The organism is Streptosporangium sp. 'caverna' (genome assembly GCF_003203775.1).
Classification (GTDB): Bacteria; Actinomycetota; Actinomycetes; order Streptosporangiales; family Streptosporangiaceae; genus Streptosporangium; species Streptosporangium subroseum.
In genome coordinates, this window is record NZ_CP029711.1 from 1,202,853 (window position 1) to 1,227,317 (window position 24,465).

General features: G+C 70.2%; 23 protein-coding genes. 16 read left to right on the top strand and 7 right to left on the bottom strand.

Annotated features, from left to right (window positions below; genetic code table 11):
- Positions 1 to 39 precede the first annotated feature (39 nt).
- The 8 genes from DKM19_RS05520 to DKM19_RS05555 all read left to right on the top strand — a co-directional run bounded on the left by DKM19_RS05520 (position 40) and on the right by DKM19_RS05555 (position 7,597).
- Entirely contained in the window at positions 40 to 486 is a 447-nt protein-coding gene (locus DKM19_RS05520; RefSeq protein WP_110694770.1) for a PTS glucose transporter subunit IIA, read from the top strand.
- A 192-nt stretch (positions 487 to 678) separates the two neighbouring features.
- Positions 679 to 1,350: an HAD family phosphatase gene (locus DKM19_RS05525; protein ID WP_239514098.1), complete on the top strand. Its 672-nt coding sequence runs from the start codon at positions 679 to 681 to the stop codon at positions 1,348 to 1,350.
- Between the two features lie 46 nt (positions 1,351 to 1,396).
- Entirely contained in the window at positions 1,397 to 1,654 is a 258-nt protein-coding gene (locus DKM19_RS05530) for an HPr family phosphocarrier protein (protein WP_089212389.1), read from the top strand.
- Positions 1,651 to 3,357 carry a phosphoenolpyruvate--protein phosphotransferase gene (gene ptsP, locus DKM19_RS05535; protein ID WP_110694771.1) on the top strand — a complete coding sequence of 569 codons (1,707 nt, stop codon included), beginning with the start codon at positions 1,651 to 1,653 and terminating at the stop codon, positions 3,355 to 3,357. The genes DKM19_RS05530 and ptsP overlap by 4 nt, the downstream gene beginning before the upstream one ends.
- Positions 3,358 to 3,761: 404 nt before the next feature.
- A complete protein-coding gene (gene nagZ / locus DKM19_RS05540) occupies positions 3,762 to 5,099 on the top strand; it encodes a beta-N-acetylhexosaminidase (RefSeq protein ID WP_239514100.1) in 1,338 nt (445 codons plus the stop codon).
- A gap of 315 nt (positions 5,100 to 5,414) precedes the next feature.
- Positions 5,415 to 6,059 (top strand): HAD family phosphatase, encoded by a 645-nt coding sequence (locus tag DKM19_RS05545; RefSeq protein WP_110694772.1) that lies wholly within the window; start codon positions 5,415 to 5,417, stop codon positions 6,057 to 6,059.
- Between the two features lie 270 nt (positions 6,060 to 6,329).
- The gene (locus tag DKM19_RS05550) at positions 6,330 to 6,836 is read left to right on the top strand and encodes a hypothetical protein (RefSeq protein WP_110694773.1); all 507 of its coding nucleotides are present in this window, start codon (positions 6,330 to 6,332) and stop codon (positions 6,834 to 6,836) included.
- Positions 6,837 to 6,943: 107 nt separating this feature from the next.
- Entirely contained in the window at positions 6,944 to 7,597 is a 654-nt protein-coding gene (locus tag DKM19_RS05555) for an HAD family hydrolase (RefSeq protein WP_110694774.1), read from the top strand.
- Positions 7,598 to 7,812: 215 nt separating this feature from the next.
- On the opposite strand, the gene DKM19_RS05560 is transcribed toward DKM19_RS05555, so the two are convergent.
- Positions 7,813 to 8,058 carry a hypothetical protein gene (locus DKM19_RS05560; RefSeq protein WP_110694775.1) on the bottom strand — a complete coding sequence of 82 codons (246 nt, stop codon included), beginning with the start codon at positions 8,056 to 8,058 and terminating at the stop codon, positions 7,813 to 7,815.
- Between the two features lie 389 nt (positions 8,059 to 8,447).
- Between DKM19_RS05560 and DKM19_RS05565 the strand changes: the two genes are divergently transcribed.
- Complete coding sequence (locus DKM19_RS05565; protein ID WP_110694776.1) at positions 8,448 to 9,164, top strand: HAD family hydrolase; 717 nt, start codon at positions 8,448 to 8,450, stop codon at positions 9,162 to 9,164.
- Between the two features lie 183 nt (positions 9,165 to 9,347).
- Positions 9,348 to 9,725 (top strand): hypothetical protein, encoded by a 378-nt coding sequence (locus DKM19_RS49300; protein WP_162641141.1) that lies wholly within the window; start codon positions 9,348 to 9,350, stop codon positions 9,723 to 9,725.
- Positions 9,726 to 10,090: 365 nt separating this feature from the next.
- Here the strand turns inward: DKM19_RS49300 and DKM19_RS52900 are convergent, their stop codons facing one another.
- Positions 10,091 to 10,834 carry a class F sortase gene (locus DKM19_RS52900; RefSeq protein ID WP_369988088.1) on the bottom strand — a complete coding sequence of 248 codons (744 nt, stop codon included), beginning with the start codon at positions 10,832 to 10,834 and terminating at the stop codon, positions 10,091 to 10,093.
- A 1-nt stretch (position 10,835) separates the two neighbouring features.
- Positions 10,836 to 11,186: a Tat pathway signal sequence domain protein gene (locus DKM19_RS05580; RefSeq protein ID WP_110694777.1), complete on the bottom strand. Its 351-nt coding sequence runs from the start codon at positions 11,184 to 11,186 to the stop codon at positions 10,836 to 10,838.
- Positions 11,187 to 11,372: 186 nt separating this feature from the next.
- Here DKM19_RS05580 and DKM19_RS05585 point away from each other — a divergent pair, with 186 nt between their 5' ends.
- The 3 genes from DKM19_RS05585 to DKM19_RS05595 all read left to right on the top strand — a co-directional run bounded on the left by DKM19_RS05585 (position 11,373) and on the right by DKM19_RS05595 (position 14,573).
- Positions 11,373 to 12,080 (top strand): response regulator transcription factor, encoded by a 708-nt coding sequence (locus DKM19_RS05585; protein WP_110694778.1) that lies wholly within the window; start codon positions 11,373 to 11,375, stop codon positions 12,078 to 12,080.
- Between the two features lie 175 nt (positions 12,081 to 12,255).
- A complete protein-coding gene (locus DKM19_RS05590; RefSeq protein WP_239514103.1) occupies positions 12,256 to 13,986 on the top strand; it encodes a HAMP domain-containing sensor histidine kinase in 1,731 nt (576 codons plus the stop codon).
- On the top strand, positions 13,983 to 14,573 hold the full coding sequence (locus tag DKM19_RS05595) for a hypothetical protein (protein ID WP_110694779.1): 591 nt from the start codon (positions 13,983 to 13,985) through the stop codon (positions 14,571 to 14,573). Before DKM19_RS05590 ends, DKM19_RS05595 begins: the two co-directional genes overlap by 4 nt.
- A gap of 196 nt (positions 14,574 to 14,769) precedes the next feature.
- On the opposite strand, the gene DKM19_RS05600 is transcribed toward DKM19_RS05595, so the two are convergent.
- The gene (locus DKM19_RS05600; RefSeq protein ID WP_110694780.1) at positions 14,770 to 16,296 is read right to left on the bottom strand and encodes a penicillin-binding transpeptidase domain-containing protein; all 1,527 of its coding nucleotides are present in this window, start codon (positions 16,294 to 16,296) and stop codon (positions 14,770 to 14,772) included.
- 109 nt (positions 16,297 to 16,405) lie between these two features.
- Here DKM19_RS05600 and DKM19_RS05605 point away from each other — a divergent pair, with 109 nt between their 5' ends.
- From DKM19_RS05605 to DKM19_RS05615, 3 genes are all read left to right on the top strand, one after another.
- The gene (locus tag DKM19_RS05605; protein WP_110694781.1) at positions 16,406 to 17,326 is read left to right on the top strand and encodes a LysR substrate-binding domain-containing protein; all 921 of its coding nucleotides are present in this window, start codon (positions 16,406 to 16,408) and stop codon (positions 17,324 to 17,326) included.
- The gene (locus DKM19_RS05610; protein ID WP_110694782.1) at positions 17,323 to 18,174 is read left to right on the top strand and encodes a serine hydrolase; all 852 of its coding nucleotides are present in this window, start codon (positions 17,323 to 17,325) and stop codon (positions 18,172 to 18,174) included. The genes DKM19_RS05605 and DKM19_RS05610 overlap by 4 nt, the downstream gene beginning before the upstream one ends.
- Before the next feature lie 314 nt (positions 18,175 to 18,488).
- Complete coding sequence (locus DKM19_RS05615) at positions 18,489 to 20,573, top strand: acetoacetate--CoA ligase (RefSeq protein ID WP_110694783.1); 2,085 nt, start codon at positions 18,489 to 18,491, stop codon at positions 20,571 to 20,573.
- Positions 20,574 to 20,716: 143 nt separating this feature from the next.
- Here the strand turns inward: DKM19_RS05615 and DKM19_RS05620 are convergent, their stop codons facing one another.
- The 3 genes from DKM19_RS05620 to DKM19_RS05630 all read right to left on the bottom strand — a co-directional run bounded on the left by DKM19_RS05620 (position 20,717) and on the right by DKM19_RS05630 (position 24,361).
- Positions 20,717 to 21,121 carry a VOC family protein gene (locus DKM19_RS05620; protein ID WP_162641312.1) on the bottom strand — a complete coding sequence of 135 codons (405 nt, stop codon included), beginning with the start codon at positions 21,119 to 21,121 and terminating at the stop codon, positions 20,717 to 20,719.
- Positions 21,122 to 21,261: 140 nt separating this feature from the next.
- Entirely contained in the window at positions 21,262 to 22,632 is a 1,371-nt protein-coding gene (locus DKM19_RS05625) for a WD40 repeat domain-containing protein (protein WP_162641313.1), read from the bottom strand.
- Between the two features lie 277 nt (positions 22,633 to 22,909).
- The gene (locus DKM19_RS05630; RefSeq protein WP_110694786.1) at positions 22,910 to 24,361 is read right to left on the bottom strand and encodes an FAD-binding oxidoreductase; all 1,452 of its coding nucleotides are present in this window, start codon (positions 24,359 to 24,361) and stop codon (positions 22,910 to 22,912) included.
- Between the last annotated feature and the right edge of the window lie 104 nt (positions 24,362 to 24,465).

Sequence of the window (24,465 nt, forward strand, 5' to 3'; positions counted from 1 at the left end):
GAAGACGGCCAGGGGGCGAGGACATGCCAAGGGGGTGCGATGACCACAGTTCTGGCCCCGGTGGCGGGGGCGGCCATGGGGCTCAGGTCGGTGCCCGACCCGGTGTTCTCGGAAGGTCTGGTCGGGCCCGGAATGGCGATCGAACCGGACAGGGAGCCGGGCCGGGTGATCTCTCCCATCGCGGGCACGATCGTCAAGCTGCATCCGCACGCGTTTGTCGTCGTCGGCGATGACGGCAGGGGAGTCCTCGTCCACCTGGGTATCGACACGGTGCAGCTCAGGGGCGAGGGCTTCGAGTTGCTGGCGGCCGAGGGGGACCGGGTGAGCGCGGGCCAGCCCGTGGTGGCCTGGGATCCCGCGGGGATCGAGGCGGGCGGACGCTCCCCGGTCTGCCCGGTCGTGGCGCTGGACGCGGTCGCCGGAGCGGTGGTCGGGGTCGCCGAGGGCGCGGTGAAGGCGGGGGACGAGCTTTTCGAGTGGGCATGATTTTCGGGCGGGCATTTCCAGCGGGTGTTTCGAGTTGGAAGGGGCGCGGGACGCGACCGGGCCCGGAAGACAGCCCGCCGGACCGGCGGGATTTTCGGGGCGAGTACGGTGTGTGACGCCGAGGCGAGCACCGGATCCGACGGTGAGGCCCGGTGAGGGCGCCGGGGCACGGCGGGACGGACGGGACGTGACGTGAGCGGCGAGGACCTGGAATCGGGCGCGACCATGAAGGCGGCGCTTTTCGATCTCGACGGGACGCTGATCAACAGTGAGCGGCGGAGCCTGGCCATGTGGGCGATGCTGCTCGACAACCACGGGGTCGCCCACGACGATGTCGTGCTGCGCGGGTTCATGGGGCGGCGCGGGCGGGACGTTCTGGCCGAGAGGGCCCACCTCTTTCCCGGTAAGCAGATCTCCGACCTGATCACCGAGGTCTTCTCCTTCCAGGATCATCCCGGCCTGCCCGACATCGTGCCGGTGCCGGGCGCCGCCGACCTGGTCCGCAGGGTCGCGGCGTACGGCTCGCCGATAGCGGTCGTCACCTCCGCCTCCCGGGACTGGGCGGAGGAACGCCTCGCCCAGGTCGGGATCCGCGACCTGATCAGGACGGTGGTGTCCGCCGAGGACGTGACCGTGGGAAAGCCGGACCCGGAGGGGTTCCTGCTGGCCGCGGCCCGTTTTCTGCTCGATCCGGCGCACTGTGTGGTTTTTGAAGATTCGATCGCCGGGATCACGGCGGCCAAGGCGGCCGGTATGGCGTGCGTAGGTGTGGCAACCACCCACGCGGGCACCGAGCTGACTGAGGCCGATCTCGTGGTCGCGGACCTGACGGGGGTCGAGTGGCCCCCGTTGACCAGCAAATGAGCCCGGCGGTCTAGACCGCCGGGTCGATTTCTCGCAGGAGGAACACGTGGCCGAGCGCCAAGTAATCGTCAAGGCCGAAGTCGGTCTGCACGCCCGCCCCGCGGCGACGTTCGTACAGACCGCGGCCAAGGCGTCGCTGGACGTCACCATCGCGAAGGGCAGCGGCCAGCCGGTGAACGGCAAGAGCATTCTCGCGGTCCTGGCACTCGACGTCCGGCAGGGCGACAGCGTGGTGATCAGGGCCGAGGGCGAGGGGGCCGACGAACTTCTGGACCAGCTCGCCGGCATCGCATCCGCTCCGTGAACACGCTTACGGGGGTAGGTGTGAGCCCGGGGATCGGTTTCGGCCCCGCCTATGTCCTCGCCGTCCCGGAGAACCTCGTTCCCGCGCCGGACGCCCGCCACGGCGGGGACGCCGGGGCGGAGCGGGACAGGGCGACGCGGGCGCTGGAGCAGGTCGCCGCCGACCTGGAAGCACGGGGGATCCGGGCGGGCGGCGAGGCCAGGGAGATCCTGAACGCCCAGGCCATGATGGCGCGCGATCCCGGCCTGGCCGTCGAGGTGGCCGTACTGATCGACGACGCGGGCGCCACCGCCGCCCGCGCGGTCTACGAGGCGTTCGGCAGGTATCGGGAGCTGCTCGCCGGGGCCGGGGGATATCTCGGCGAGCGCGTCGCCGACCTGGACGACGTCAGGGACCGGGCCGTCGCGGTGCTCGAAGGCCTGCGGATGCCGGGCGTGCCCGACCACGCCGATCACGCCGACCACACAGCGCGGCCGTACGTTCTCATCGCCCGCGACCTGGCGCCCGCCGACACCGCGATGCTGTCCAGAGACGTGGTGGCGGCCTTTGTCATCGAGCAGGGCGGGCCGACCAGCCACACCGCGATCCTCGCCCGTGCGATGGGGGTGCCGGCCGTCGTCGCCTGCCCGGGGGCCACCTCGATCGAGCCGGGCACGCCGGTGCTGGTGGACGGGTCCTCCGGCCTCGTACGGCCCGCACCCTCGGATGCCGAAGTGGCCGAGGTGACAAACGCCGCCGCGGCGAGGAAGGCCGTCCTGGCGGCCGCCAGTGGCCCGGGAGCGACCTCCGACGGGCACGCGGTGCCGCTGCTGGCCAACATCGGCGGGCCGGGTGACGTGGCCTCCGCGCTCGAACACGGGGCGGAGGGGATCGGGCTCTACCGGACCGAGTTCCTCTTCCTCGACCGGGCCACGGCGCCTTCCGGACAGGAGCAGGAGAGCGCCTACCTGGAGGTGCTGAACGCCTTCCCCGGCGGCCGGGTGATCGTGCGGACCCTCGACGCGGGAGCGGACAAGCCGCTCGCCTTCCTGCCGTCGAGGGGGGAGGAGCCGAACCCTGCACTGGGCGAACGCGGATTGCGACTTTTCAAATTAAATCCGGAAATCATGAACGAGCAGCTCGGCGCCCTGGCCAGGGCCGCGGCGCAGTCGTCGGCCAGGCTCCAGGTGATGGCGCCGATGGTGGCCACCGCAGAGGAGGCCGCCTGGTTCGTGGCCGCGTGCGGTGACGCGGGGCTGCCGTCGGCGGGCGTGATGATCGAGATCCCGTCGGCCGCCCTGCGCGCCTCCGACCTGGCCGCCGAGGCGGACTTCTTCTCCATCGGCACCAACGACCTGGCTCAGTACACCTTCGCCGCCGACCGCCAGCTGGGAGCGCTGACCATGCTGCAGGACGCCTGGCAGCCGGCCCTGCTCGACCTGATCGCGCTGGCCGCGGCGGGGGCGGGCGGGCGCGGCAAGCCCTGCGGGGTGTGCGGCGAGGCCGCGGGCGACCCGGTCCTCGCCTGCGTGCTGGTCGGGCTCGGTGTCACCTCGCTGTCGATGGCCCCTCCCGCGCTGCCCGCCGTACGGGCCGCGCTGTCGCGTCACGACCGCGAGCAGTGCGTGCTCGCCGCCCAGGCCGCACGGGCCGCGACCTCCCCGCAGGAGGCACGCACCGCGGCGCGTTCGCACCTGCCCGGCCTGGCGGGTCTGGCTCTCTGAGACCGGCGCCCCGGTCGCCGTCATGGTGAGGGTCGGACCTGGCGGGTCCGGTTCTGGGCGGTCGTGGCATCGGTCACGGCCATGATGAGGGTCGGACCTGCCAGGTTCGGTTCTGCGCGGTCGTGGTTTTGGTCGCTGTCATGGTGAGGGTCAGGCCTGGCGGGTTCGGTTCTGCGTGGTCGTGGTTTTGGTCACCGTCACGGTGAGGATCGGACCCGTCCGGCCTGGCGGGGCCGGTTCTCCGCGGTCGTGGCGATGGTCACCGTCACGGTGAGGATCGGATCCGTCGGACCCGATGGGTCCGGCCCACCGGGTCCGAGTTCCCGTCGTTCCCGGTCACTGTCGCGAGAAGATCGCAGCATCGGGTCCGTCGCGCGGATAGCGTTAGGGCCATGGCTCGGTGCATGCGTACGACTGGTCTCGCAGTGATCGTGGTGGCAGCATCGGTGGCGGCCGGTTGCGCCGGGCCGGGGGTGGCGGCCCCCGCCCCCCTCTCGCCCGCCGGAGGCCAGGCCGGCGCCCCCGCTAGCGCCGCCCCGGACGCGCCCGCGGCGGACGCGGCGCCCGCGACCTCCAAGCCCTCCGGGGTCAAGGGGGCCGTGGAGGGGGCGCTCGCGGGGCTGAGCATGGAGGAGAAGGTCGGGCAGCTCTTCATGCCCGTGCTGTACGGCCCGGCGTCCGACACGGTGTCGGGGGAGAACCAGGCGCGGTACGGCGTGGGCACGCCGGCCAAGATGATCGCGAAATACCGGCCGGGCGGGGTGATCCTGTTCCCCTGGGCGGACAACGTCAAAAACGTCAAGCAGATCGTCGCTCTGACCAACGGGCTGCAGAAGGCGTCGCCGGAGATTCCGCTCCTGATCGGCGCCGACCAGGAGAACGGTCAGGTCTCCCGGCTCGCGCCACTGGTCACCAAGCTTCCCGGAGCCTCGACCATCGGTTCCACCGGCGACATCTCGCTGGCCCGGAAGGCCGCCAAGGTGACGGGCACCGAGCTGCTCGCCCTCGGCATCAACCTCGACTTCGCCCCGGTCGCCGACGTGAACATCAACCCGCGCAACCCGGTGATCGGGCCCCGGGCGTACGGCTCGGACCCGCAGAAGGTCGCCTCGATGGTCGCCGCCGCGGTCAGCGGCTTCCACGACGCCGGGATCACCGCCACGGCCAAGCACTTCCCCGGCCACGGCGACACCAACGTGGACAGCCACACCGGCCTGCCGGTGATCCAGCACTCCCGGTCCCAGTGGAACAAGCTGGACGCGCCGCCGTTCGCCGCGGCCATCGACAAGGGCGTAGACGCGATCATGAGCGCGCACGTCGTCATGCCCAAGCTCGACCCGTCGGGTGACCCGGCCACGCTCTCCAAGCCGATCCTGACCGGGCTGCTCCGCGACAAGCTCGGATTCGACGGGGTCGTCTCGACCGACGCGCTGGACATGGCGGGTGTGCGCAAGAAGTACAGCGACGGGGAGATCGCCGTGCGGGCCATCCAGGCCGGGGTGGACCTGCTGCTGATGCCGCCGGACTATCCCGAGGCGTACCAGGCGGTGCTGGCCGCGGTGAAGTCAGGGAAGATCTCCGACGAGCGGCTCGACCAGTCCGTCCGGCGGCTGCTGAAGCTGAAGGCCGACCGAGGTCTGCTGGAGAAGACCCCGGTCGCCGACCCGGCCGAGGCCACGCGGGTGCTGCGCTCGGCCGAGCACCAAAAGGTCGCCCAGCTCATCACCGCGCGAGCCCGCTGAGTTCGGTACGGCCGCCGTCCGAGCATTGCCCGGCTCATCACCGCGTGAGGATGCTGAGTTCCATACGGTTGCCGCCCGTACGAGCCGGGACGATTGCCCGGCTCGCCACCGCGCGAGCACCCTGAGTTCGGTACGGCCGCCGCCCGGGCAGGCGGCGGCCGTACGGACTGGGACGATCGCCCAGCTCATCCCCGTAGAGGCTCGTTGAGTCCGTGCCCCTTTTCGGCTGTTCGTCGGCTACGCCTAACCTGGAACGGGTTTCGGCGGGAGACAGACGGTTCGGGGCCTGGAAGCGGGTTCGGGCGAGGAGACGAGATGCTCAAGGGTGTGCTCATCGACTGGGGTGGCGTGCTCACCACCGGTCTGTCCGATGCGATCGCGGAGTGGGTCGTGGCCGAACGGCTCGACGCCGACCACTACCGGGCCGTGATGCGGGATCTCATCATGCAGGCCTACGAGGGTTCCGCGAACGGCGAGAACGCGATCCACGCGCTGGAGCGGGGAGAGATCTCCGGGTTCGACTTCGAGCGGAGCCTGGCCGCCCGGCTGGTCACGACGGACGGGGTGCCGCCGGTCGCCGAGGGGCTGCTGACCAGGATGTTCGCCGGGTTCCAGCGGGTCGAGCCGATGTACGCCATGCTCCGCGAGGCCCGCGCCGCCGGGCTGCGGACCTGCCTGCTCTCCAACTCCTGGGCGAACGAGTATCCCCGGCAGGACTGGGAGGACTTCTTCGACGAGGTCGTCATCTCCGGGGAGATCGGCATGCGGAAGCCGGAGCCGAGAATCTTCGAGCACGCGCTCGGCAAGATCGGCCTGGCCGGGCAGGAGTGCGTGTTCATCGACGACATCGAGGCCAACATCACGGCCGCCCGCGAGCTCGGCATCGTCGGCCTGCACCACAGGGACCCCGAGCTGACCATCGCCGAGCTGGAGAAGCTCTTCGGCGTCTCCCTGCGCTGACGACCGCCCGTGAAGATCTCCTCCCGCTGAGGGTCGCCCCCGTGCCGAGGGTCACTTCCGGGGGCACCGGCATCCCACGGCGCGGTGAGCTCCAGAAGCCGGTCGAGGGCCGCTCCTGGGTCGAGGGCTGCCCACTCTGGCGGTCGTACTCGGACCGGCTCGCGGGGCTTCGTGCCTCCAAGCTCGCGACCAGGTCTCCGGGACTGGCACACTCGATGCGTGATCGGCGCCGAACCGGCGCCGATGTGGAAGAGATAGATCGAGGCATGGATGCGCGTCTACCTGCCGTGTACGCTCCCGGCGCTGGCCCGTGTGGTCACCGTGGGGGAGCTCGGCCCGGCCCCGCTGACCGGCTACGCGGTGACCCCCGCCCTGACCGAGTGGTACGCCTCGGGTGACACCGAGGAGCTGGAGTACGTCGCCCTGACCGAGGCGGCCAGAGCGTCCCTGCGGATGCTCGCCGCCGACCGCGCGGACGGGCTGGACGTGGCCGCGCGCCGGGTGGTCATCGCCGTCGACGTGCCGGAGGGCGATGTGAGCATGGGCGCCGACCTGGAAGAGCGCGCCCGGGTACGGCTCGCGGCGGCCATCCCGCTGGCGGAGATCGCCGCGGCTCACGTGGACGATCTGTCGGCGGTGGAGGACGTCGAGGCGGCCATCGCCGCGCTGCCGGCGGCCGACGGCGGTGACGACGACGCCCGCTTCGTCGTGGACGGCGCCGAGGCGAACGATCTCCTGTGGTACGCCACCCAGGAGATTCCCGAACTGGTCGCCTGAGAGATCCCCCGGAGGACCCACCCGCTCTCCCTGGCCCCCGCCCCTCGCCTGAGTGCCCATATCCCCTTTGCGGCGATTCTCTGCGTTTGGCTACCCTTGGAGGCAATATGAGACACATTATTTGGGACTGGAACGGCACACTTTTTCACGACATCGACGCCGTTGTCGGCGCGACGAACGCGGTGTTCGAGCCCTACGGGCTGGGCTCCTATGACGCGGACGGCTTCCGCGCGGTCTACACACGCCCGATCTGGAAGGCCTACGAGCGCATGCTCGGCCGCTCCCTCTTCGAGGGTGAGTGGGAGAAGCTCGACCTCGGTTTCCACGAGAACTACCACCGGCTGATGCTGGAGTGCGGTCTCGCGGCGGACGCGCTCTCCACGCTGCAGAGCTGGGAGAGAGCGGGCGGCAGGCAGTCGCTGCTGTCCATGTGGATGCACGACCGGCTGGTGGTCAAGATCGCCGAGCTCGGCATCGACCGGCACTTCACCCGGATCGACGGGCTGCGCGCCGTGCTCGACGGACAGCCCGCCCCCTCAGGCGGGCACAAGGCCGAGTCGATGGTGGCCCACATCGCGGCGCTCGGCGTGGACCCGGCCGACATCCTCGTGATCGGCGACAGCGTGGACGACGCGCTCGCCGCCCAGCACGTCGGGGCGCGGGCCGTGCTCTACACCGGTGGCATGACCAGCCGGGTCGACCTGGAGGCGTTCGGCGTCCCGGTCGTCGACACCCTCGCGAACGCGATCGACCACGCCTGAGAGCGCCGTCCGGAGGCCGGCCGAAGGGCGACCGGAGAGCCGGCGGATCGGTCGGAGGGCGACAGGAAGGTCAGCGGGTCGGAAGGGCTGGAAAGTCGGCAGGTCGGCTGAAGGGTCACCGGAGAACCGGCGGATCGGTCGGAAGGAGACCGGGAGGTCGGCGGGCCGGTTGAAGGGCCACCGGAGAGCAGGCTCGACCGGCGGCCCTTTCACGATCAGGATTCGAGCTGAGCCTCACCTCCCTCGGGAGGCTCGGGCTCCGGGCGTCCGATCAACAGTGTGAGGACCTTGAGCGCTCGTTCGCCGTGGATCTCCGAGAACGTCGCCACGCAGGCGATGACCGCGGTCAGGACCACCAGCACGGCGGTGACGCCGAGGGCGATCGCGATGATCGGTGTTGTGAGCGTCTGGGTGGCCAGCACTGCCGAGCTGACACCAGCCGCCACGCCCGTGGTGGGCATCCCCCACCTCAGGCTCACAGAACCATGATCGTGCTCCTCCGATCTGGCGCTCCTCTGTGCGTCCCTTGACGCGCATCACCCCGGGATCGCCGGTCTTACCTCCTGTATAACCCGCCGAGGGCGTGCCTGCGAGGCCCCAACCGCGTCGGAAGCCCGGAGGGGGCGGCCAAACCGTCCCGGCCTTCGGGATATCCGGGACCCGCCGGGGCAGGATGCCGGACAGGTCCCCTGGCGGCTCCCGTCCTTCCACGCCGCCCTGGGCTGTGCGTATCGGCGTGAGCCTGTTCCGCTCTGACGGATACCTGGTTCTGTACCGATCCCGCATACAACAACAACCAAGACAATTTGAGCCCTAACCTGGGCATCCGCACCCATTCCGGGAGGCCACAATTAGCCGCCTCGTTCTCTGGAACATCGATCTCACCCTGGTCGACGTGTCCATCGTCGCCCGTGAGGCGTACGCGGAGGCCTTTCACAAGGTGACCGGACGGCCCCTGGTGAAACTGAGCCAGCACAACGGCCGCCCGGACTCCGAGATCGTCTACGAGATGCTCGCCATCAACGGGATCGTCGCCGACGACGACCACCTCCCGAGGTTCCTGGACGCGCTGGCCGAGGCCTTCGCCGCCCGGCGCAGGCGATTGTCCAAGGACGGGCGCATGATGGCCGGGGCCCGGGACGCGTTGAAGGCCGTGGCGAGACTCGACGGCGTGGTCCAGTCGGTGCTCACCGGCACGATCAGGAGCAACGCCGTACACAAGCTGACGGCCTTCGGCCTGGACAAGCACGTGGACTTCGAGATCGGTGGCTACGGCGAGGAGGTCTACCCCAAGGCCACCCTTCTCCAGGTCGCGCAGGGCCGGGCCCGGCAGAAGTACGGCGGGATCTTCGACGGCGGCAACACCGTGATGATCGGTGACTCGGCCAGAGACGTCCAGGCCGCCAGGATCGCCGGGGCCGCGATGATCGGAGTCGCCTCCGGGCGCTCCCTCCCGGCCGAGCTTCACGAGGCCGGTGCCGACGTGGTCCTGCCCGACCTGTCCAACGCGTCGGAGGTCGTCGCCGCAGTGGCCGGGCTCACCTCCCCGGCGCGCAAGGCCGGCTGATGATCAGAGGCCTCCGGTAGCCGGCCCTTCTCAACGTCACCGAGGCGCGAGAAAAGGGCTATTTATGTGTCATAGTGCGCACTAGGGCTTATATGTGACTTTGTACGCAGAAAAGGACATTTAACCCATCTAGCTTGAGGATGCGCGTTGAGAACAGCGCGCACCACTCAAGGGGGAAATGACATGAAGATCACACGAAGCCTGGCGACGGCGGCCGCGACTCTGGCGATCGCCGGTGGCATCATCGCCTCCACCGGCGGAGCCGCCTCGGCCGCCACCGCGACCACCGCGAGCACCGCGGCCGTCTCGGCCGCCACGGTCAGCGCGAGCCAGACCGTGGCCGTGAGCACATCCAACCGCGGCGAGCGCTACCGCTTCGACGGGCACCGCTTCTACCGGTGGTTCGACGGTGGCTGGAGGGCCGTGTCCTTCGATTACGCCCGCTCCCACCACTACGACCGCAACCACCGCGACCGCGACTACGACCGCGACCACGACCGCCGCGACCACGACCGCCGCGACCACGACCGCCGTGACCACAACCGCGGCGACAGGCACTGAGAATTGTCGCGACAGGCATCAAGGATCAAGGGCGGGCCCGGTGTTACCACCGGGCCCGCCCTCACGTTGTCCGGCAGCGGATGCGGTGCTACCGCCCACCCTCACGTTGTCCGGCAGTGAGTGCGGTGTTACCACCGGGCTCGCCCTCACGTTCTCCGGCAGTGAGTGCGGCGATCGCTCGAACGGGCCTTGGAGCAAGACCCGGCTCCGATGTTCCTGATTCGCGGACTCCTGCCAGAGTCCTCGTCGGCAAGGACCTGCGAAGCCCTCCGCATCGACATACAGATCCTCTTCCGCGACCTCGGCATCACCGTCGACGTCGTTGCGGTGTGGACGACCTTCTGCCGATCCGGATTCTCAAGTTTCTAGGCGAGACGTGCGTAGACGATGACGTTGTTCGTGTAGTGGCCGCGCTGTTGGTCGAACGCACCACCGCAGGTCACCAGGCGAAGGCCCGCATGGTCGAGCGGTCCGTACACGCGCTGGGAGGGAAAGCTGCTCTTGGCCACCGACTCGACCGACTCGACCACGAACGTGGCGACCGAGCCGTCCGCGCGGCCGACGGAGATGGTGTCCCCGCCGCGCATCCGTCCGAGATCGTAGAAGACGCCCCTGCGCCCCCCGCCGTCGACGTGCCCGAGGATCACCGCCGCTCCACGCTCTCCGGGAGTCACCCCGCGCGAGTACCAGCCTGCCTGTTCGGGCCGCTCGACCGGAGGAACCTGCACCGTGCCGTCCGTGTTGAGGCCGAGCCGGCCGAGGGGCACGTGGACACCGATCTTCGATATGTCCAGGTGAAGCGGCTCGGACCGTACGAGAGCGGGGCCGGTCGAGGAGACATGGGACCGAGCGGTGTCAGTCGGATCGGACCGTGCCGAAGAGGAGCGAGCCGAAGGAGAACGGGTCGAAGAGGAACGTGCCGAAGGGGAACGGGTCGCCGGGGGAGAGTTCGTCCGCGCGGCCTCCGCCATGCCTTGCGCGGCAGCGGGCGGCGGAGCCGGTGGGCCTTCCCGGGGCAGGAGCCCACAGCCCACGAACACCGCGCCGGTCAGAGCGGCGGCGGCCGCCACGCCCAGAGCGTGGCGGCCGCCGAGTCGTACTCCGGACATGTCAGGCTCGGGTGCCCGCACGGCGGCGCAGCACCAGAGCGCCCATCCCGGCCCCCGTGGCGAGAAGGGCTCCGCCCAACGGAACCAGAGGGCTCCCGCCGGGACCTCCACCGGTCTCCGGAGCGCCCCTGGGGATGTCCTGGGCCGGTGCCGGGCCGGCCTCGGCGGGAACCGGAGCCGGAGCCGGGCGGCTGGACTGGGCGGGGGCCGGCACCGGACTGGGCTTGGCGGTGGCCGACACCTGTCGGGGCGCGGCGGCGGGCTTCGTGTCGTCGGCCATGGCCGGTCCGGCCATGGTGAGCACGGCGACGCCGAGCGCCGTCACGGTCAGGGCGGTACGGATGAACCGCATGCATTCTCCTCAGTGGCGGCATCGCGGAGACGGTCCGGCGATGCGCGCCGGGCACAGAAGTCGTCGGTTGGGAACGGCCTCGACGCTCCCAGGGCAATGTCCGCTGGTCATGACCGGAATGTCATGAGCGTGTAATGAATATCCGGATCGTAGGGAAGTGGTCTGGCCACAGCGGATACTCGAACGGTGGCCAGAGTGATGCTGATCGAGGACGATCCGTCCGTACGGGAAGGATTGCGCCTGTCGCTCAGCAGGCACGGGCACGAGGTCGACGTCGCGCGGACGGGTGAGGACGGGCTGAGGCAGCTGCTCGCCGCTCCCGCGGACATCGTCGTGCTCGACCTGATGCTTCCCGGAATCGACGGGTTCGAGGTGTGCCGCCGGATCCGGGCCGGCGGACCCACACCCATCGTCATGCTCACCGCCCGCGGCGACGATCTCGACGTCGTCAGCGGTCTTGAGGCGGGGGCGGACGACTACGTGATCAAGCCGGTACGGCCACGCGTGCTGGAGGCGCGGATCCGCGCGGTGCTGCGGCGCGGAGGCCCGGCGACCGAGGCCGGGACCGAGACCGAGATGGGGCCCGCGAGCGGGCAGGAGATCCACGGCGACCTGACGATCGATCGCGGCGCCCTCACCGTGTCCAAGGGCGACGTCCCGATCACCCTGCCGCCGATGGAGCTGCGGCTGCTGCTGGAGCTGTCGGCGGCCTACCGCCAGGTGTTCAGCCGCCAGCAGCTCCTGGAGTCGGTCTGGGAGCTCGACTTCCTGGGTGACTCCCGGCTGGTGGACGCGTGCGTGCAACGGTTGCGGACGAAGATCGAGGATGTCCCGTCCAAGCCCCGGTACATACAGACCGTGCGCGGGTTCGGATACCGGTTCGGACCTCTGTGAACCGTTCGCGGTGCGAGACGACGTGATGCACGGTGATCGAATGATCCCGGGCGATGCCGGCGGAGGGCGGCCCGGAACCTACGGAGGGTGGTCCACGACCGGCGGTGAGTCGCCCGGAACCGGAGGCGGGCGGTCCAGAAGACGGAGGCTGCGACTTCCGATCTGGGTGCGCGGATTGAGGGCCCGGTTGGTGATCGTCTGCGTGCTCCTCGCCGGACTCAGCGCCCTGACCGCCGCCGGGTTGATCTACCGTCAGGCGCGCGACCTCATGCTGACGCGTACGGAGGGGTCGGTCGTCAACGAGTTCCGGCTCCGTGTCGCGACCCTCACCGAGAACATGCAGCACCCTCCGGACCGTGCGGCGCTGCAGCAGCTGGCCAACGGTGTCGCGCCCTCGTTCCTGGAGGCGACCGGCGCCGCCGCCTACCGCGACTCGGGGCTGATCGCCTCGGGGGACGACACCGGCCCGATCACCTCCGCGCTGCGCCGTACCGTCGTCGAGCGGAACCGCCTGTTCTACCAGCGCGTCATCAGGTCCGGAGCCCCGTACCTCGTGGTCGGCACGCCGGTGATGCTGGGCAAGCAGGCGGCTCCGTCGGGTGTGGAGGTCTATCTGGTGACCCCGCTCAGCAAGGAGGAGGGAGACGAGGCCGCGCTGGTGACGGCGGCCCAGAACGGGGCGATCCCCGTCGTGCTGCTGGCCGTGGTGCTCGCCCTCGTGGCGGCGAGGGGCGTGCTGCGCCCGGTGCGCGACCTCGACCGGGCCGCCCGCAGGCTCGGCACGGGTGAGCTGGACACGCGCCTGAAGGTGAGCGGCGGTGACGAACTGGCCAGGCTGGTGAAGACCTTCAACGCCACGGCCGCCGCCCTGGAGACCAACGTGTCCGAGCTGCGCGGCATGGAGGTCAAGGCCCGCCGATTCGTCGCCGACGTGTCCCATGAGCTGCGCACTCCCCTGGCGTCCATCCTGGTGATGGCCGACATGTTCGAGGAGGAGGCCGGTCGCCTCGAAAGCGATCTGGGAAAGGCGGCCCGTCTGATGAACCTCGAGGTGGGCAGGCTGGTGAGGCTCGTCGAGGACCTCATGGAGATCTCACGGTTCGACGCCGGAGCGGCGACGCTCATCCTGGACGAGGTCGACGCGGCGGACGCGGTCCGCGCCTGCCTGCGCACCCGGGGCTGGACCGGCCGTGTCGACCTGGATCTTCCCCCGGGCATCCGAATCCTCCTGGACCCGCGCCGCTTCGACGTGATCGTGGCCAACCTCGTGGGCAACGCGCTCGACCACGGCGCGCCCCCGGTCACCGTACGGCTGCGCGCGGACGGTCCGGACGGAGCGGGTGACGTCGTCATCGAGGTCCAGGACGCGGGCAAAGGGGTGGACCCGCGGATCCTTCCGCACGTCTTCGACCGGTTCTCCAAGGCGGACGCGGCACGGGTGAGGTCGGAGGGGAGCGGCCTCGGCCTGGCCATCGCCCTTGAGAACGCGCGTCTGCACGGTGGCTCGATCGAGGTGGCCAATCGGGTGGGCGGAGGAGCCGTGTTCACGCTCTTCCTGCCGCGTCGCGCGGAGGCCGGCGGATCGTCGCGAGACGTGGTGGCCGGTGGGTCGTTACGAGGTATGGAGGCAGGTGAGCCGCCTCGGGACGTGGCGGACGGTGGACCGTCTCGGGACTCGGTGGCCGGTGGGTCGTTACGAGGTATGGAGGCAGGTGAGCCGCCTCGGGACGTGGCGGCCGGTAGATCGTCTCGGGGCTTGGAGGCCGGTGGGTCGTCGCGAGGTATGGACGCGGGTGAACCGTCTCCGGACACGGCGGCCAACGGGCCGTCTCGGGGCGCGGAGGCCGGTGGGCCGGCTCGGGGCTTGGAGACAGGTGGACCCTCGCGGGAGGTGGAGGACAGATGACGATCGCTCGCGCGTGCCGAGCGCCGGTGGTCCTCGCGCTGATGCTCGCGTCGCTGGCGGCCGGTTGCGGGATCACCCCGACCGGCGTCAGGGACGGAGGCGCCCCCGCTGTCGGGTTCCGCCCCAGCACCCGGCTCTACTTCGTGTCGGGCGCCCGGTTGCAGGCCGTGATCCGCCCCATTCCGTGGCCCCCGCTGAAGGAGACGCTCAATCTGTTGATGGACGGACCCAGCGCCGCCGAGCGCGGGCGAGGGCTCCGCAGCGAGCTCCGGCCCGGCGCGGAGACGCCGATCAAGGTCACCTCGGGCCAGGCGAAGGTCCGCATCTCGCTGCCCCGGCCAGAGCCGGCGGAGATTTCGGGGCCCGCACCCGTGCCTGCACCGGGGCCGGCCCGGCCGGTCCCGATGCAGGCATCGCCCGTACCTCGTTCGACACTGTGGATGGGCCAGCTCACCTGTACGGCCGCGAGCGCCCTGGCCGCGCGGACGAACATCGACCCCGACGCCGTCACCGTCACCATCCAGCAGGCGGGCGTCGCCCGGACCGAGTCCTTCCGGTGTTCGGAGTTCCCGCGCGGTTCGGAGTGACGCCCGCCCCCATGCGGGGGCTGTCCGCTCCGGTCAGGGCCGGTGAAGCCGGAGGGATGCTCGTCTCCGCGCCACCTCTGTCCGGTCAGGGCGGTGAAGCCGGAGGGATGCTCGCTTTCGTGCGGGGCTGTCCGCTCCGGTCAAAGGTGGTGAGGTCGGAGGGAAGCTCGCTCCCGCGCCGGGGTCTCCGCTCCGGTCAAGGGTTGGCGAGGGCGGTGAGGAACCGGCTCGCTACGGGCGCGGCCGCCTTGGCGCCCGCGCCGCCGCCCTCCACGATGACCGAGAACGCCAGGTCGCCCCGGTAGCCGATGAACCAGGAGTGCGACGGCGGCTGCTTGCCCGAGCCGAATTCGGCGGTTCCGGTCTTGCCCGCCGTACCGGAGGGGAAGGCGACCTCGCTCGCGGTGCCCTCCACCACCACCGCGGGCATCAGCGTGCGCAGCGCCCGCACCACCGCGGGCTCCAGTTTCCTCGGCTGGGCCGGCGGCAGCAGGGCCGCGTCCACCAGCCGGGGCGGGCGCCAGGAGCCGTCGGCGATCGCCGCGGCGACGGTGGCCATGTTCAACGGGCTCGTCAGGACGCGCCCCTGCCCGATCGAGGCCGACGCGAGGTCGGTGTCGTCCTCGGTGTCGGGAAACTGCGCCCGTACGGCGGGCACGCCGGGGTCCACCGGACCCCCGAACCCGAAGTCGGCGGCCACGGAGGCCAGCCGCCTGCCGCCGAGCCGGTCCACGCTCAGCTTCCCGAACGTGGTGTTGCACGAGTGCGCGAACGCCTCCCGCAACGGGATGGTGCCGTAGTCCTCGAACCCGGCGTTGTGGAAGGCGAAGCCGCCGATGTTCTGCTCGGCCGGGCAGGGCACGCTCTCGCCGGCGGTCATGCCGTCGGCGACCAGGGCCGACGCCGTGACCACCTTGAAGGTGGAGCCCGGAGGGTAGTGGCCCAGCAGGGCCCGGTTGAACCCGCCGGGTTTGTTGACCACGGCCAGGATCTCGCCGGTCGAGGGCCGGAGCGCGACCAGGGAGGCGGGCTTGTCCACCGCGTCCAGGGCCGCCGCCGCGGCGCGGTGGACCCGCAGGTCGATGGTGGTCCGCAGTTCCCTGCCCGCCTTCGCGCCGCCGGTGGCGAGCGTCGCGACCCGCTCGGTCCCCTGGAGAAGGTCCACCCGTGCCGAGGAGGTGCCGGTGAGGCGGGAGCCGTACCTCTCCTTGAGCCCTTCGACGAGCTGCTGCACCGAGCCCGGCGCGTCCGCGGTGTCGATCCGGGTCCCGTCGGCGGCCAGGATCGGCGCCTGCTCGGCCTTGACCAGCACGGTTTTGATCCTCAGGCCCGGCTTGAGCCGGGGGTGGACGGCCGCGGGGCTCCATTTCACCCGCCAGGCCCGATCGTGCTCGACCAGTGTCAGCGAGCCGTCGTAGGCCCAGTTCACCGGCCCGTCCAGCGTCGCGTGGAAGGCGACCTTTGAATCCGTGCTCCCGGTCACCTCGAAGCCGGCCCCTGACAGTTTCAGGTCGGTCCGGAAGCGCGTGTACCAACGGTCGAAGTCGCCCGGTGGCTCGACCGTGAGCGCCCGCATCGCCGGGTAGTCCTGCCGGGTCCAGGCGGCCAGGAAGTCGCGGGCCGTCTCCTCGGCCGATCCCGGGGTGTGCAGCGCCCACATACCCGCGCCGACCGCCGCGACCGGCACCAGCACCGCCACCACTGCCAGGTGTCTGCGTTTCATGAGTCGTCCCCCTTGTCGTCTCGCGGTCGAGAAGACCAGAAGGGTGGCATTTATGTCCAATATTGATATCTAAAAGAGGTTGATATCCGAATTGATATAGTCGCTGCTCATGGACCTGGTACGGCATCTGCGCTACTTCACCGTCGTCGCCGAGGAGCTTCATTTCGGCAACGCGGCGATCCGGCTCGGCATGGCCCAGCCACCGCTCAGCCAGCGCATCCGGCGATTGGAGGAGGAGCTCGGCGTACGGCTGTTCGACCGCTCCAGCCGTCACGTCCGGCTCACCGAGGCCGGGAGGCTGCTGCTGACCGAGGCCCGCGAGATCGTCGTGAGGGTGGACCGGCTGCGTGACCTGGCCGGGCGCGGGGAGAGCGCGGTGCTGCGGGTGGGGATCCCGCCCGACCTGGGATCCTCGGTGATCGCGGCGCTGATCGCCGGGTTCCGAGAACGCATGCCCGAGGTACGGCCGGCGCCGGCCGAGATGTGGAGCGCGGACCAGGTCGTCGCGCTCACCGGCGGCGCCCTGGACGTGGGCGTGGTACGCCACCCGGTGGCCGCCCCCGGGTTGAGCTTCGGCCCGGTGCTCGTCCAGCGCCCCGGCGTGGTGCTGGCCGAGGCCGACCCGCTCGCGGCGCTGTCGTCGGTGCATCTCGCCGACCTGGCCGGGCGGCAGCTCGTGCTCTTCCCCCGGGAGCCGGGGCTGCACGAGGAGACACTCGCCGAGTGCCGCCGCCACGGGTTCGTCCCGGACGAGGTGCACGAGGCGCAGACCCTCGGACTGGTCCTGGCCGGTACGGCCGTCGCCTTCGGGCCCCGGGTCGACCTGCCGGGACTGTCCTGGCGGCCGCTGCTGGGAAGCCCGCTCGCCTGGCGGGTGTCGACCGCCTGGCGGGGAGAGGCCGGGGACGCTGCCGTAACCTTCGGGGCGGTGGCCGTACGAGTGCTGAGGGAGAACGCGGGGATGACCGACGACGAGGCGGTTCCGCCGCGGAGGGTGCGGGCCAGACCGGCCTCCGGATTCCTCGCATGACCGCCATCGAGGGTCTGTTCCGCACGGCCGGGGTGACCGGGTCCCTGCACGTGGTGGACATCGACACCGGTGCCGAGGTCGCCCACGACGCCGACGAGTCCGTGGTCGTCGCCTCGGTGTTCAAGGTGGCGCTGCTGGTGGAGCTCTTCCGGCAGGCGGACCGGGGAGTGCTGGATCCGGCCGAGCGGGTCACGGTTATGGCGGACCGCCACACTGCCGGGCCCACCGGAGTGTCGGTCATGGCCGACGACGTGACGATGTCGCTGCGCGACCTGGCCTACCTGATGATCGCGGTGAGTGACAACACCGCCGCCGACGCCGTGATCGACAGGGTCGGCCTGCCCGCGGTCAACACCATGCTGGCCGCCTTCGGGCTGGACCGCACGTGGATCGAGCACGACTGCCGGGAGCTGTTCTCCAGCATGGTCGAGGACGCCGGGCAGGAGGAGATGTCCACCGACCCCGCCCTGATCTCCCGGCTCCGGGCGCTCGACCCGGCGCGCACGAACCGGAGCACCCCGCGCGACATGACCCGGCTGCTCGGCATGATCTGGCGCGACGAGGCGGCCTCCCCGGGGTCGTGCGCCTCGATGCGCAGGCTGCTCGGCCTCCAGGTCTGGCCGCACCGGCTCGCCGCCGGATTCCCCTACGACGACGTCGCGGTCAGCGGCAAGACCGGCACGCTGCCCACGATCCGCAACGAGATCGGCGTGGTGGAGTACCCCGACGGCGGGCGTTACGCCGTCGCCGTCTTCACCCGCTCGTACGGCACCGCCCAGAACCAGCCCCGCGCCGACGCGGTGATCGGCACCGCCGCGCGGGCCGCCGTGGAACGGTTACGCGGCTGATCCGTACGGCGTGTCCCCCCGATGACCGACACGCCGCGCGGACCCGCTGTGGAGCGGCCACGTGACTGATCCACAGCGTGTGCTTCCGCGGTGATCGGAGCGTCGGGTGGACCCGCTGCGGAGCGGCCACATGCCTGATCCATATCGTGTGCTCACGCGGTGGTCGGCACGCCGCGCGGACTCGCCGTGGAGCGGGTGTGCGGGTGTGCCCCAGGCGGTCGGCGGCGGTTACGTGGCCGGGCCACATCGTGTGCCCCGAGGGTATGTGAACCCCCGGGGATGACATTCCGCCCGCTCGCCGAGAGGATGGGGCCATGGTTGAGGAAGGTGCGCTGCTCTGGGAACCCACCCCGGAGGTCGTGAGGGACGCCAAGGTCACCCGTTACATGGAGTGGCTCGGCCGTCCCGGTGACTACGAGTCCCTGTGGCGGTGGTCGGTGGATGCCCCGGCCGAGTTCTGGACGTCGGTCTGGGACTACTTCGAGGTCGTGGGCGAGCGGGGTGACGGGCCCGTCATCTCCGGCACGATGCCCGGCGTCGAGTGGTTCGCGGGGTCGACGCTGAACTACGCGGCCAACGCGCTGCGCAGGGCCGCCGCCGAGCCCGACCGGCCGGCCGTGGTGTTCCGCGACGAGGCGGGCGGGCGGCGGACGCTCACCCTGGGAGAGCTGGCCGAGGAGGTCGCGCGGGTGCGCACCGGCCTGGCCGCGCTGGGCGTCGGCCGGGGGGACCGGGTCGCGGCGTACGCGCCGAACATCCCCGAGACGCTGGTGGCCTTCCTCGCCACCGCCTCCCTGGGCGCCATCTGGTCCTCGTGCTCCCCGGACTTCGGCGCGCCGAGCGTGATCGACCGCTTCACGCAGATCGAGCCGAAGGTGCTCATCGCGGTGGACGGCTACGACTACAACGGCAGGCGGTTCGACCGCTCCCAGGTCGTTTCCGACATCGCGGCCAAGCTGCCGACCCTGGTCGCGCGAGTACGGATATCCGCGACGGGCGCGGAAGAGACCTCGCAGGCGAAGAGGACCCCGGGCGCGAACGAGACCTCGGGCGGGAACGAGACCTCGGGCGGGGCGCCTGGCGCGGAGAGGCCGGGCACGAACGAGACGTCAGGTACGGAGGCGCCGGGCACAAGCGAGACGCCGGGCGAAGGCGATCCGGCCGCCGGAGACGGCAGCCGTACCCTGAGCTGGGCGGACCTCCGCGCCTCCGCCGGACCGCTGTCCTTCGAGCCGGTGCCGTTCGACCACCCGCTCTGGATCGTCTACTCCTCCGGCACCACCGGGCTGCCCAAGCCGATCGTGCACGGTCACGGCGGCATCGTGCTGGAGCACCTCAAGGCGCTCTCCTTCCACCAGGACCTGGGCGAGGACGACACCTTCTTCTGGTACACCACCACCGGCTGGATGATGTGGAACTACCTCATCGGCGGCCTGCTCGTCGGCTCGACGGTGCTGCTCTACGACGGGTCGGCCACCTACCCGGAGACCGGCGCGCTGTGGCGGCTGTCCGCCGAGGAGGGGGTCACCTACTTCGGCACCGGCGCGCCGTACGTGATCGCGTCCATGAAGGCGGACCTGGCGCCCGAGGGGCTGGAGAGGCTGCGGGGCCTCGGCTCCACCGGTTCGCCGTTGCCGCCCGAGGGGTTCGCCTGGGTGCACGAGGCGCTGCCGGACGTGCAACTCGGCTCGTTCTCCGGTGGCACCGACGTGTGCACCGGCTTCGTCGGCGCGGTCCCGCTGCTCCCGGTCCGCGCGGGCGTGATCCCCTGCTCCTGCCTGGGGGCGAAGGTGGAGTCCTTCGACCCGTCGGGTGCGCCGGTGATCGGTGAGGTCGGCGAGCTGGTGGTGACCCAGCCGATGCCGTCGATGCCGGTGATGTTCTGGAACGACCCCGACGGATCGCGCTACCGGGAGAGCTACTTCGCCGACTACCCCGGCGTCTGGCGGCACGGCGACTGGATCAAGATCCTCCCCGACGGAGGATGCGTGATCTACGGTCGATCCGACTCCACCCTGAACCGGGGCGGCGTCCGGATGGGCACCAGCGAGTTCTACCGCGTGGTCGAGCGCTTCGAGGAGATCGCCGACAGCCTGGTGATCGACACCGGTCAGCTCGGGCAGGAGGGCCGCCTGCTGCTCTACGTCGCCATGATCGAGGGCTCGACCCTGAGCGATGACCTGATCGCGCGCCTGCGCGGGGACCTCAGGGAGGCGCTCTCTCCCCGCCACGTGCCGAACGAGATCATCGAGGTCCCCGGCATCCCCCGGACCCTCAGCGGCAAGAAGCTGGAGGTCCCCATCCGCAAGATCCTCCTCGGCGTCCCCCCGGAGAAGGCCGCCAACCTCGACGCCATGGCCAACCCCGAGGTCCTGCGGCACTTCATCCCGGTCGTCTGACCTGGCCCAGTGGTTCGACCGCGCATTGCCGCGCCACAGTGAGGACCGAGAGACCCGCGCTGCGCGGGTCTCTCTTCTCGCTCATGCCGATTCAATCGGCGATGCTCGCCGACACGGAGTGAAATGGTTCGCCGTCCCCGTGGTCAGTGCCGTCGAGCCGCGCTGCTTCGGATGAGGCAGAACGGGTGCCCAGCCGGGTCGAGCATGACCACTAGATGAGGATCGTCCGGGTCCTGGTGCTGCGCCAGGCTGGCTCCCAGCAGCAACAACTGCTGGGCGACGGCGTCGGGATCCTCGACGACATACTCGAAGTGCGAGTGCAGCGGCACCTCGGGCGAGGGCCACGTCGGAGGTTTGTAGTCCGGCGCGGCCCGAAAGTTGAGCAACCGGCCCGCAGCGTCCACATTTGCCCCATCAGAGGTCTGACGGGTGACCTTTCCGCCGAGCAGGGTGGCGTAGAACTGCGCCATGACGTTCGGTTCCGGGCAGTCGATCGTCAGTGCCATCCACTCGACCAGCCCTCGCCGTTGCGCTTGACCCTCAGTCATGGCGGCCATCCTGACATAGCCGGAGATTGCGGACGTGATGGCACAGGAGGTGGGCTCTCCGTTCATGAACGGAGAGCCGCTTTCTCACTGATCAAGCTAGGTGCGCACGCTGGTGGCAACCGCTGCTCTCTAGGTGGTTTCTAATAGGAGACGTTCACTGTCGCGGTGGCTTTGCAGCTTCGGTTACCTGGGGTGTTATCGCGGTAGACGTCATAGCGCAGCGTGTCCGCGATCGGTGGCCTGTGGGTGAAGGTGAACGTGCCGTCCGCGTTTGTTGTGACGTTCGGCAGCACCGTGGTGGTGCCGTCCCACTGGCGGAAGGCGACGGTGAGCGGCTGAACGCCGGGTGCGGAGCCGTCATGCTCGGTGAGTTGGCCGGTGAAGGTGGTGATCCGGAGTCGCCGTGCTTGCTCCGGCCCGGTCACGACGATCTTGCACGATGGGAGTCTGGCGCCATGCAGTCGCCACAGGTGGAAACTGCTGTCGATCGTTTTCTCGACGACGGCGAACAGATCTGATCCGGAGAAGGCGAGGCCATGAGCCCATATGAGGGACTGGTCGAATAGTTGAGCCTTCGCCCCCGTGTCCACATCAAACAGCACCAGCGGCTCGTCATTCACGTTGTTTGTGTCTCGAAAGGCGGCCATCTGTGTACCGTCCGGGCTGACAGTGATGTTCCCGTAGCCGAGAACGCCCTCTTCTTTGCCGTAGGAGCGGGCCTTGGTGAGAGTGGTCAAGTCCCAGGAGTTGAGGTCGTTGGCCGATCCGGGGGTATATGCCGTCAAGCCGTCCGGGGCGAGAGCAACCTCGCCCCAGCCGTCCCACAAAGCGTAGTCATAGGAATCGATGGCGCCGCGCAGCGTGAGGGCGCCGTCCTGGAGGTCGTACACCTGCAGGTCCCAGAAGTCTGCCACCACCAGTGTGTTCGCTGCGGCGACGATCTGCGGCGGCTCGACGAGGCTGTCGGTCGGGATGGGGACAGGTTGCGGTACGGCGGTGGACAGGTCGAGGCCGAGGGCGCCGGCGGAACTGGCCGCGGGGCAACCGTGGGAGACCCACAGCCAGTTCCCGGACAGCGCGAGCCGGTCCGGACACGGGTACGCGGTCAGGTCGATCCGCCGGGTGATGGCGAGGTCGGCGGTGTTGATTTCGGTCACTTCGTGCGACCCTCTGACGGCTGCGTACAGGCGGGTGCCGTCCGGTGTGGTGACCAGGTCCCGGACTTCCGACAGGCCGGTGATGGCACCGGTAAGGGTGCCTTCGGTGTCTGCGACGACAATCCGGTCATCCGTGGCAACGAAGATTTTGCCGCCGCCGATGGCGATATCGCCTATGCCTGTGACGTCACCCAGGGAGGTGAGGGAGTCGGCGGCTGTGGCGACGGTCGCCTGGGTAACGATCAGGCCGGTCACCAGGGCAAGACCGCCGCATAACGCTGTGAGGCGCCGTGTGATTTGGATGAGCTTTCGTCTTCCTGATGTGCTGCTGGTCATTGGCCGCGATTGCGACATGAAGCCTCCTAGATTGTCACTGATGGGAACATTTGTTCGATATTGGTCTGATGCATTTACATGATCCAATAGGTGTCGGGCGCCGGATGATCACGAGAAAGGTCAGCCCGAGCCGTCACCTCCGGCGAGCTGCTCGCGCTCGGAGGCCGCCGCATCCCGAAGACTCCCGGGTGCCGACCGTCCACCCCCACCCGATGCCGCCCACGCCCCGGACGTCACTCCACAAGCGTCGGCTGCTATTCGTCCGGCGCGAGCTACAGGTCTTCGAAGACGGAGGTCAGATCCCCTGGGGGAGGCGGAACAGGCGGCCGGGGTCTCGGGCGGCCTTGATCTGGGAGAGGCGGGCGGCGTTCGCGCCGTAGTAGGCCGTGCGCCAGCCGCTGAGTCCGGAGTCGATGTAGTTCACGTAGGCGTGGTCGCCGAAGTGGGGGCGCATCGCGGTGTGCGCCTTCTTGGCCCAGGTCGCGGCTCCGGCGCGGTGGGCGTAGTACTGGACGCTGTAGAGGGCGGCCCGGTGCGGGAAGGCCGTGGCCTCGGGGCGGACCCGGCCGACGGCGCCGCCCAGGGCGTCCAGGAGCACGGTGTGGTTGCCGGGGCGGGCGACCTCGGCGACCAGGGCCTTGGCGCCGGCCTCGGAGAGCGGGCGGTAGGCCATGTGCGACTTGGCGCGGGAGTCGTCTCTGGACAGCTTGCCGCCGCGGGCCTGTCCGGGCAGGGATCCGGGCTGGTGGCACTGGGCGACCGAGAGCGTGGAGCAGCCGGCCATGACCATCATCGCGTGGCTGTAGGAGGTCTGCCGCACGGAGGAGGAAGAGGTCGCGCCGATCGCGTCCGCCAGCCGGTCGAGCAGCCGCTCGCAGGCGGCCCTGCCACCGAGGTAGAGCCCGACGATCTCCACGTCCAGCCCGTTCTCACGGCTCAGGTGCATGCCGGACCACATCGCGTCCGGAGTCGTGGGCGACCACGCCTGCCAGGCACGCAGGGCCTTGGCGGCCTTCGCCCACGGCCAGTGCAGGAAGAAGGTCGTGACCTCCCGCGTGGGGTGGGTCCGGAAGCCGAAGGAGACCGCCACACCGAGGTTGCCCCCGCCGCCGCCGCGCGAGGCCCAGTACAGGTCGGGGTTGTGGTCGGCGTCGCAGGTCAGCAGCCGGCCGTCGGCCGTGACCATCTGGACCGACTCCATCACGTCGCAGGTCAGACCGTACTTCCTGGACACCACGCCGATCCCGCCGCCCAGCGCCAGCCCGCTCATTCCCACCGTGGCACAGGTCCCGGCGGGGATGCTGACCCCGCTCGCGGCCAGCCTGTCGTAGACGTCGACGAGCTTGGCGCCGGCCCCGACGGTCGCCCGGCCCGAGGCGTGGCTCACCTTGCTCATCCGGGAGACGTCGACGACCAGGCCGGTCCCGGTGGACCAGCCCGCGTAGGAGTGCCCGCCGGAGCGTACGGCCAGCGGCACGTTCATCCGGCGGGCGAAGTTCACGCACTCGGCCACGTCGGAGGGATTGGCGCAGTAGGCCACACCCGCGGGGCGCACTCCGTCGAAGGCGGGGTTGAACAGCCGGCGGGCGCTGTCGTAGGCGGCGTCGCCCGGACGGATGAGCTTGCCGTCCAGCCCTCGTCCCAGCGCGTTCCAGTCCGGTGCGCCGGGGGCGGTCGTGGCGCCCAGGCTCAGGGCGGCCATGCCGCCGATCCGAAGGAACGTGCGTCGGTCCGGAACGGTCCGCATATTTTTCTCCCGGGGGTCAGGTGTCGCTGCCCGTTGAGACGATCGGCAGACTGCTTTGGTTGGTCACAGTCGCGTCACTTCGGAGAGCGAGCGTCCTGACCGCT

Excerpts from the sequence above, each read along its gene's own strand:
- DKM19_RS05545 (WP_110694772.1), top strand. The coding sequence starts at position 5,415 with ATGCTCAAGGGTGTGCTCATCGACTGGGGTGGCGTGCTCACCACCGGT.
- DKM19_RS05605 (WP_110694781.1), top strand. The coding sequence starts at position 16,406 with ATGGACCTGGTACGGCATCTGCGCTACTTCACCGTCGTCGCCGAGGAG.
- DKM19_RS52900 (WP_369988088.1), bottom strand. The coding sequence starts at position 10,834 with ATGTCCGGAGTACGACTCGGCGGCCGCCACGCTCTGGGCGTGGCGGCC.
- DKM19_RS05555 (WP_110694774.1), top strand. The coding sequence starts at position 6,944 with ATGAGACACATTATTTGGGACTGGAACGGCACACTTTTTCACGACATC.
- DKM19_RS05580 (WP_110694777.1), bottom strand. The coding sequence starts at position 11,186 with ATGCGGTTCATCCGTACCGCCCTGACCGTGACGGCGCTCGGCGTCGCC.
- DKM19_RS05595 (WP_110694779.1), top strand. The coding sequence starts at position 13,983 with ATGACGATCGCTCGCGCGTGCCGAGCGCCGGTGGTCCTCGCGCTGATG.
- DKM19_RS05620 (WP_162641312.1), bottom strand. The coding sequence starts at position 21,121 with ATGACTGAGGGTCAAGCGCAACGGCGAGGGCTGGTCGAGTGGATGGCA.
- DKM19_RS05550 (WP_110694773.1), top strand. The coding sequence starts at position 6,330 with ATGCGCGTCTACCTGCCGTGTACGCTCCCGGCGCTGGCCCGTGTGGTC.
- DKM19_RS05600 (WP_110694780.1), bottom strand. The coding sequence starts at position 16,296 with ATGAAACGCAGACACCTGGCAGTGGTGGCGGTGCTGGTGCCGGTCGCG.
- nagZ (WP_239514100.1), top strand. The coding sequence starts at position 3,762 with ATGCGTACGACTGGTCTCGCAGTGATCGTGGTGGCAGCATCGGTGGCG.
- DKM19_RS05560 (WP_110694775.1), bottom strand. The coding sequence starts at position 8,058 with ATGCCCACCACGGGCGTGGCGGCTGGTGTCAGCTCGGCAGTGCTGGCC.
- DKM19_RS05520 (WP_110694770.1), top strand. The coding sequence starts at position 40 with ATGACCACAGTTCTGGCCCCGGTGGCGGGGGCGGCCATGGGGCTCAGG.
- DKM19_RS49300 (WP_162641141.1), top strand. The coding sequence starts at position 9,348 with ATGAAGATCACACGAAGCCTGGCGACGGCGGCCGCGACTCTGGCGATC.
- DKM19_RS05615 (WP_110694783.1), top strand. The coding sequence starts at position 18,489 with ATGGTTGAGGAAGGTGCGCTGCTCTGGGAACCCACCCCGGAGGTCGTG.
- DKM19_RS05610 (WP_110694782.1), top strand. The coding sequence starts at position 17,323 with ATGACCGCCATCGAGGGTCTGTTCCGCACGGCCGGGGTGACCGGGTCC.
- DKM19_RS05630 (WP_110694786.1), bottom strand. The coding sequence starts at position 24,361 with ATGCGGACCGTTCCGGACCGACGCACGTTCCTTCGGATCGGCGGCATG.
- DKM19_RS05625 (WP_162641313.1), bottom strand. The coding sequence starts at position 22,632 with ATGTCGCAATCGCGGCCAATGACCAGCAGCACATCAGGAAGACGAAAG.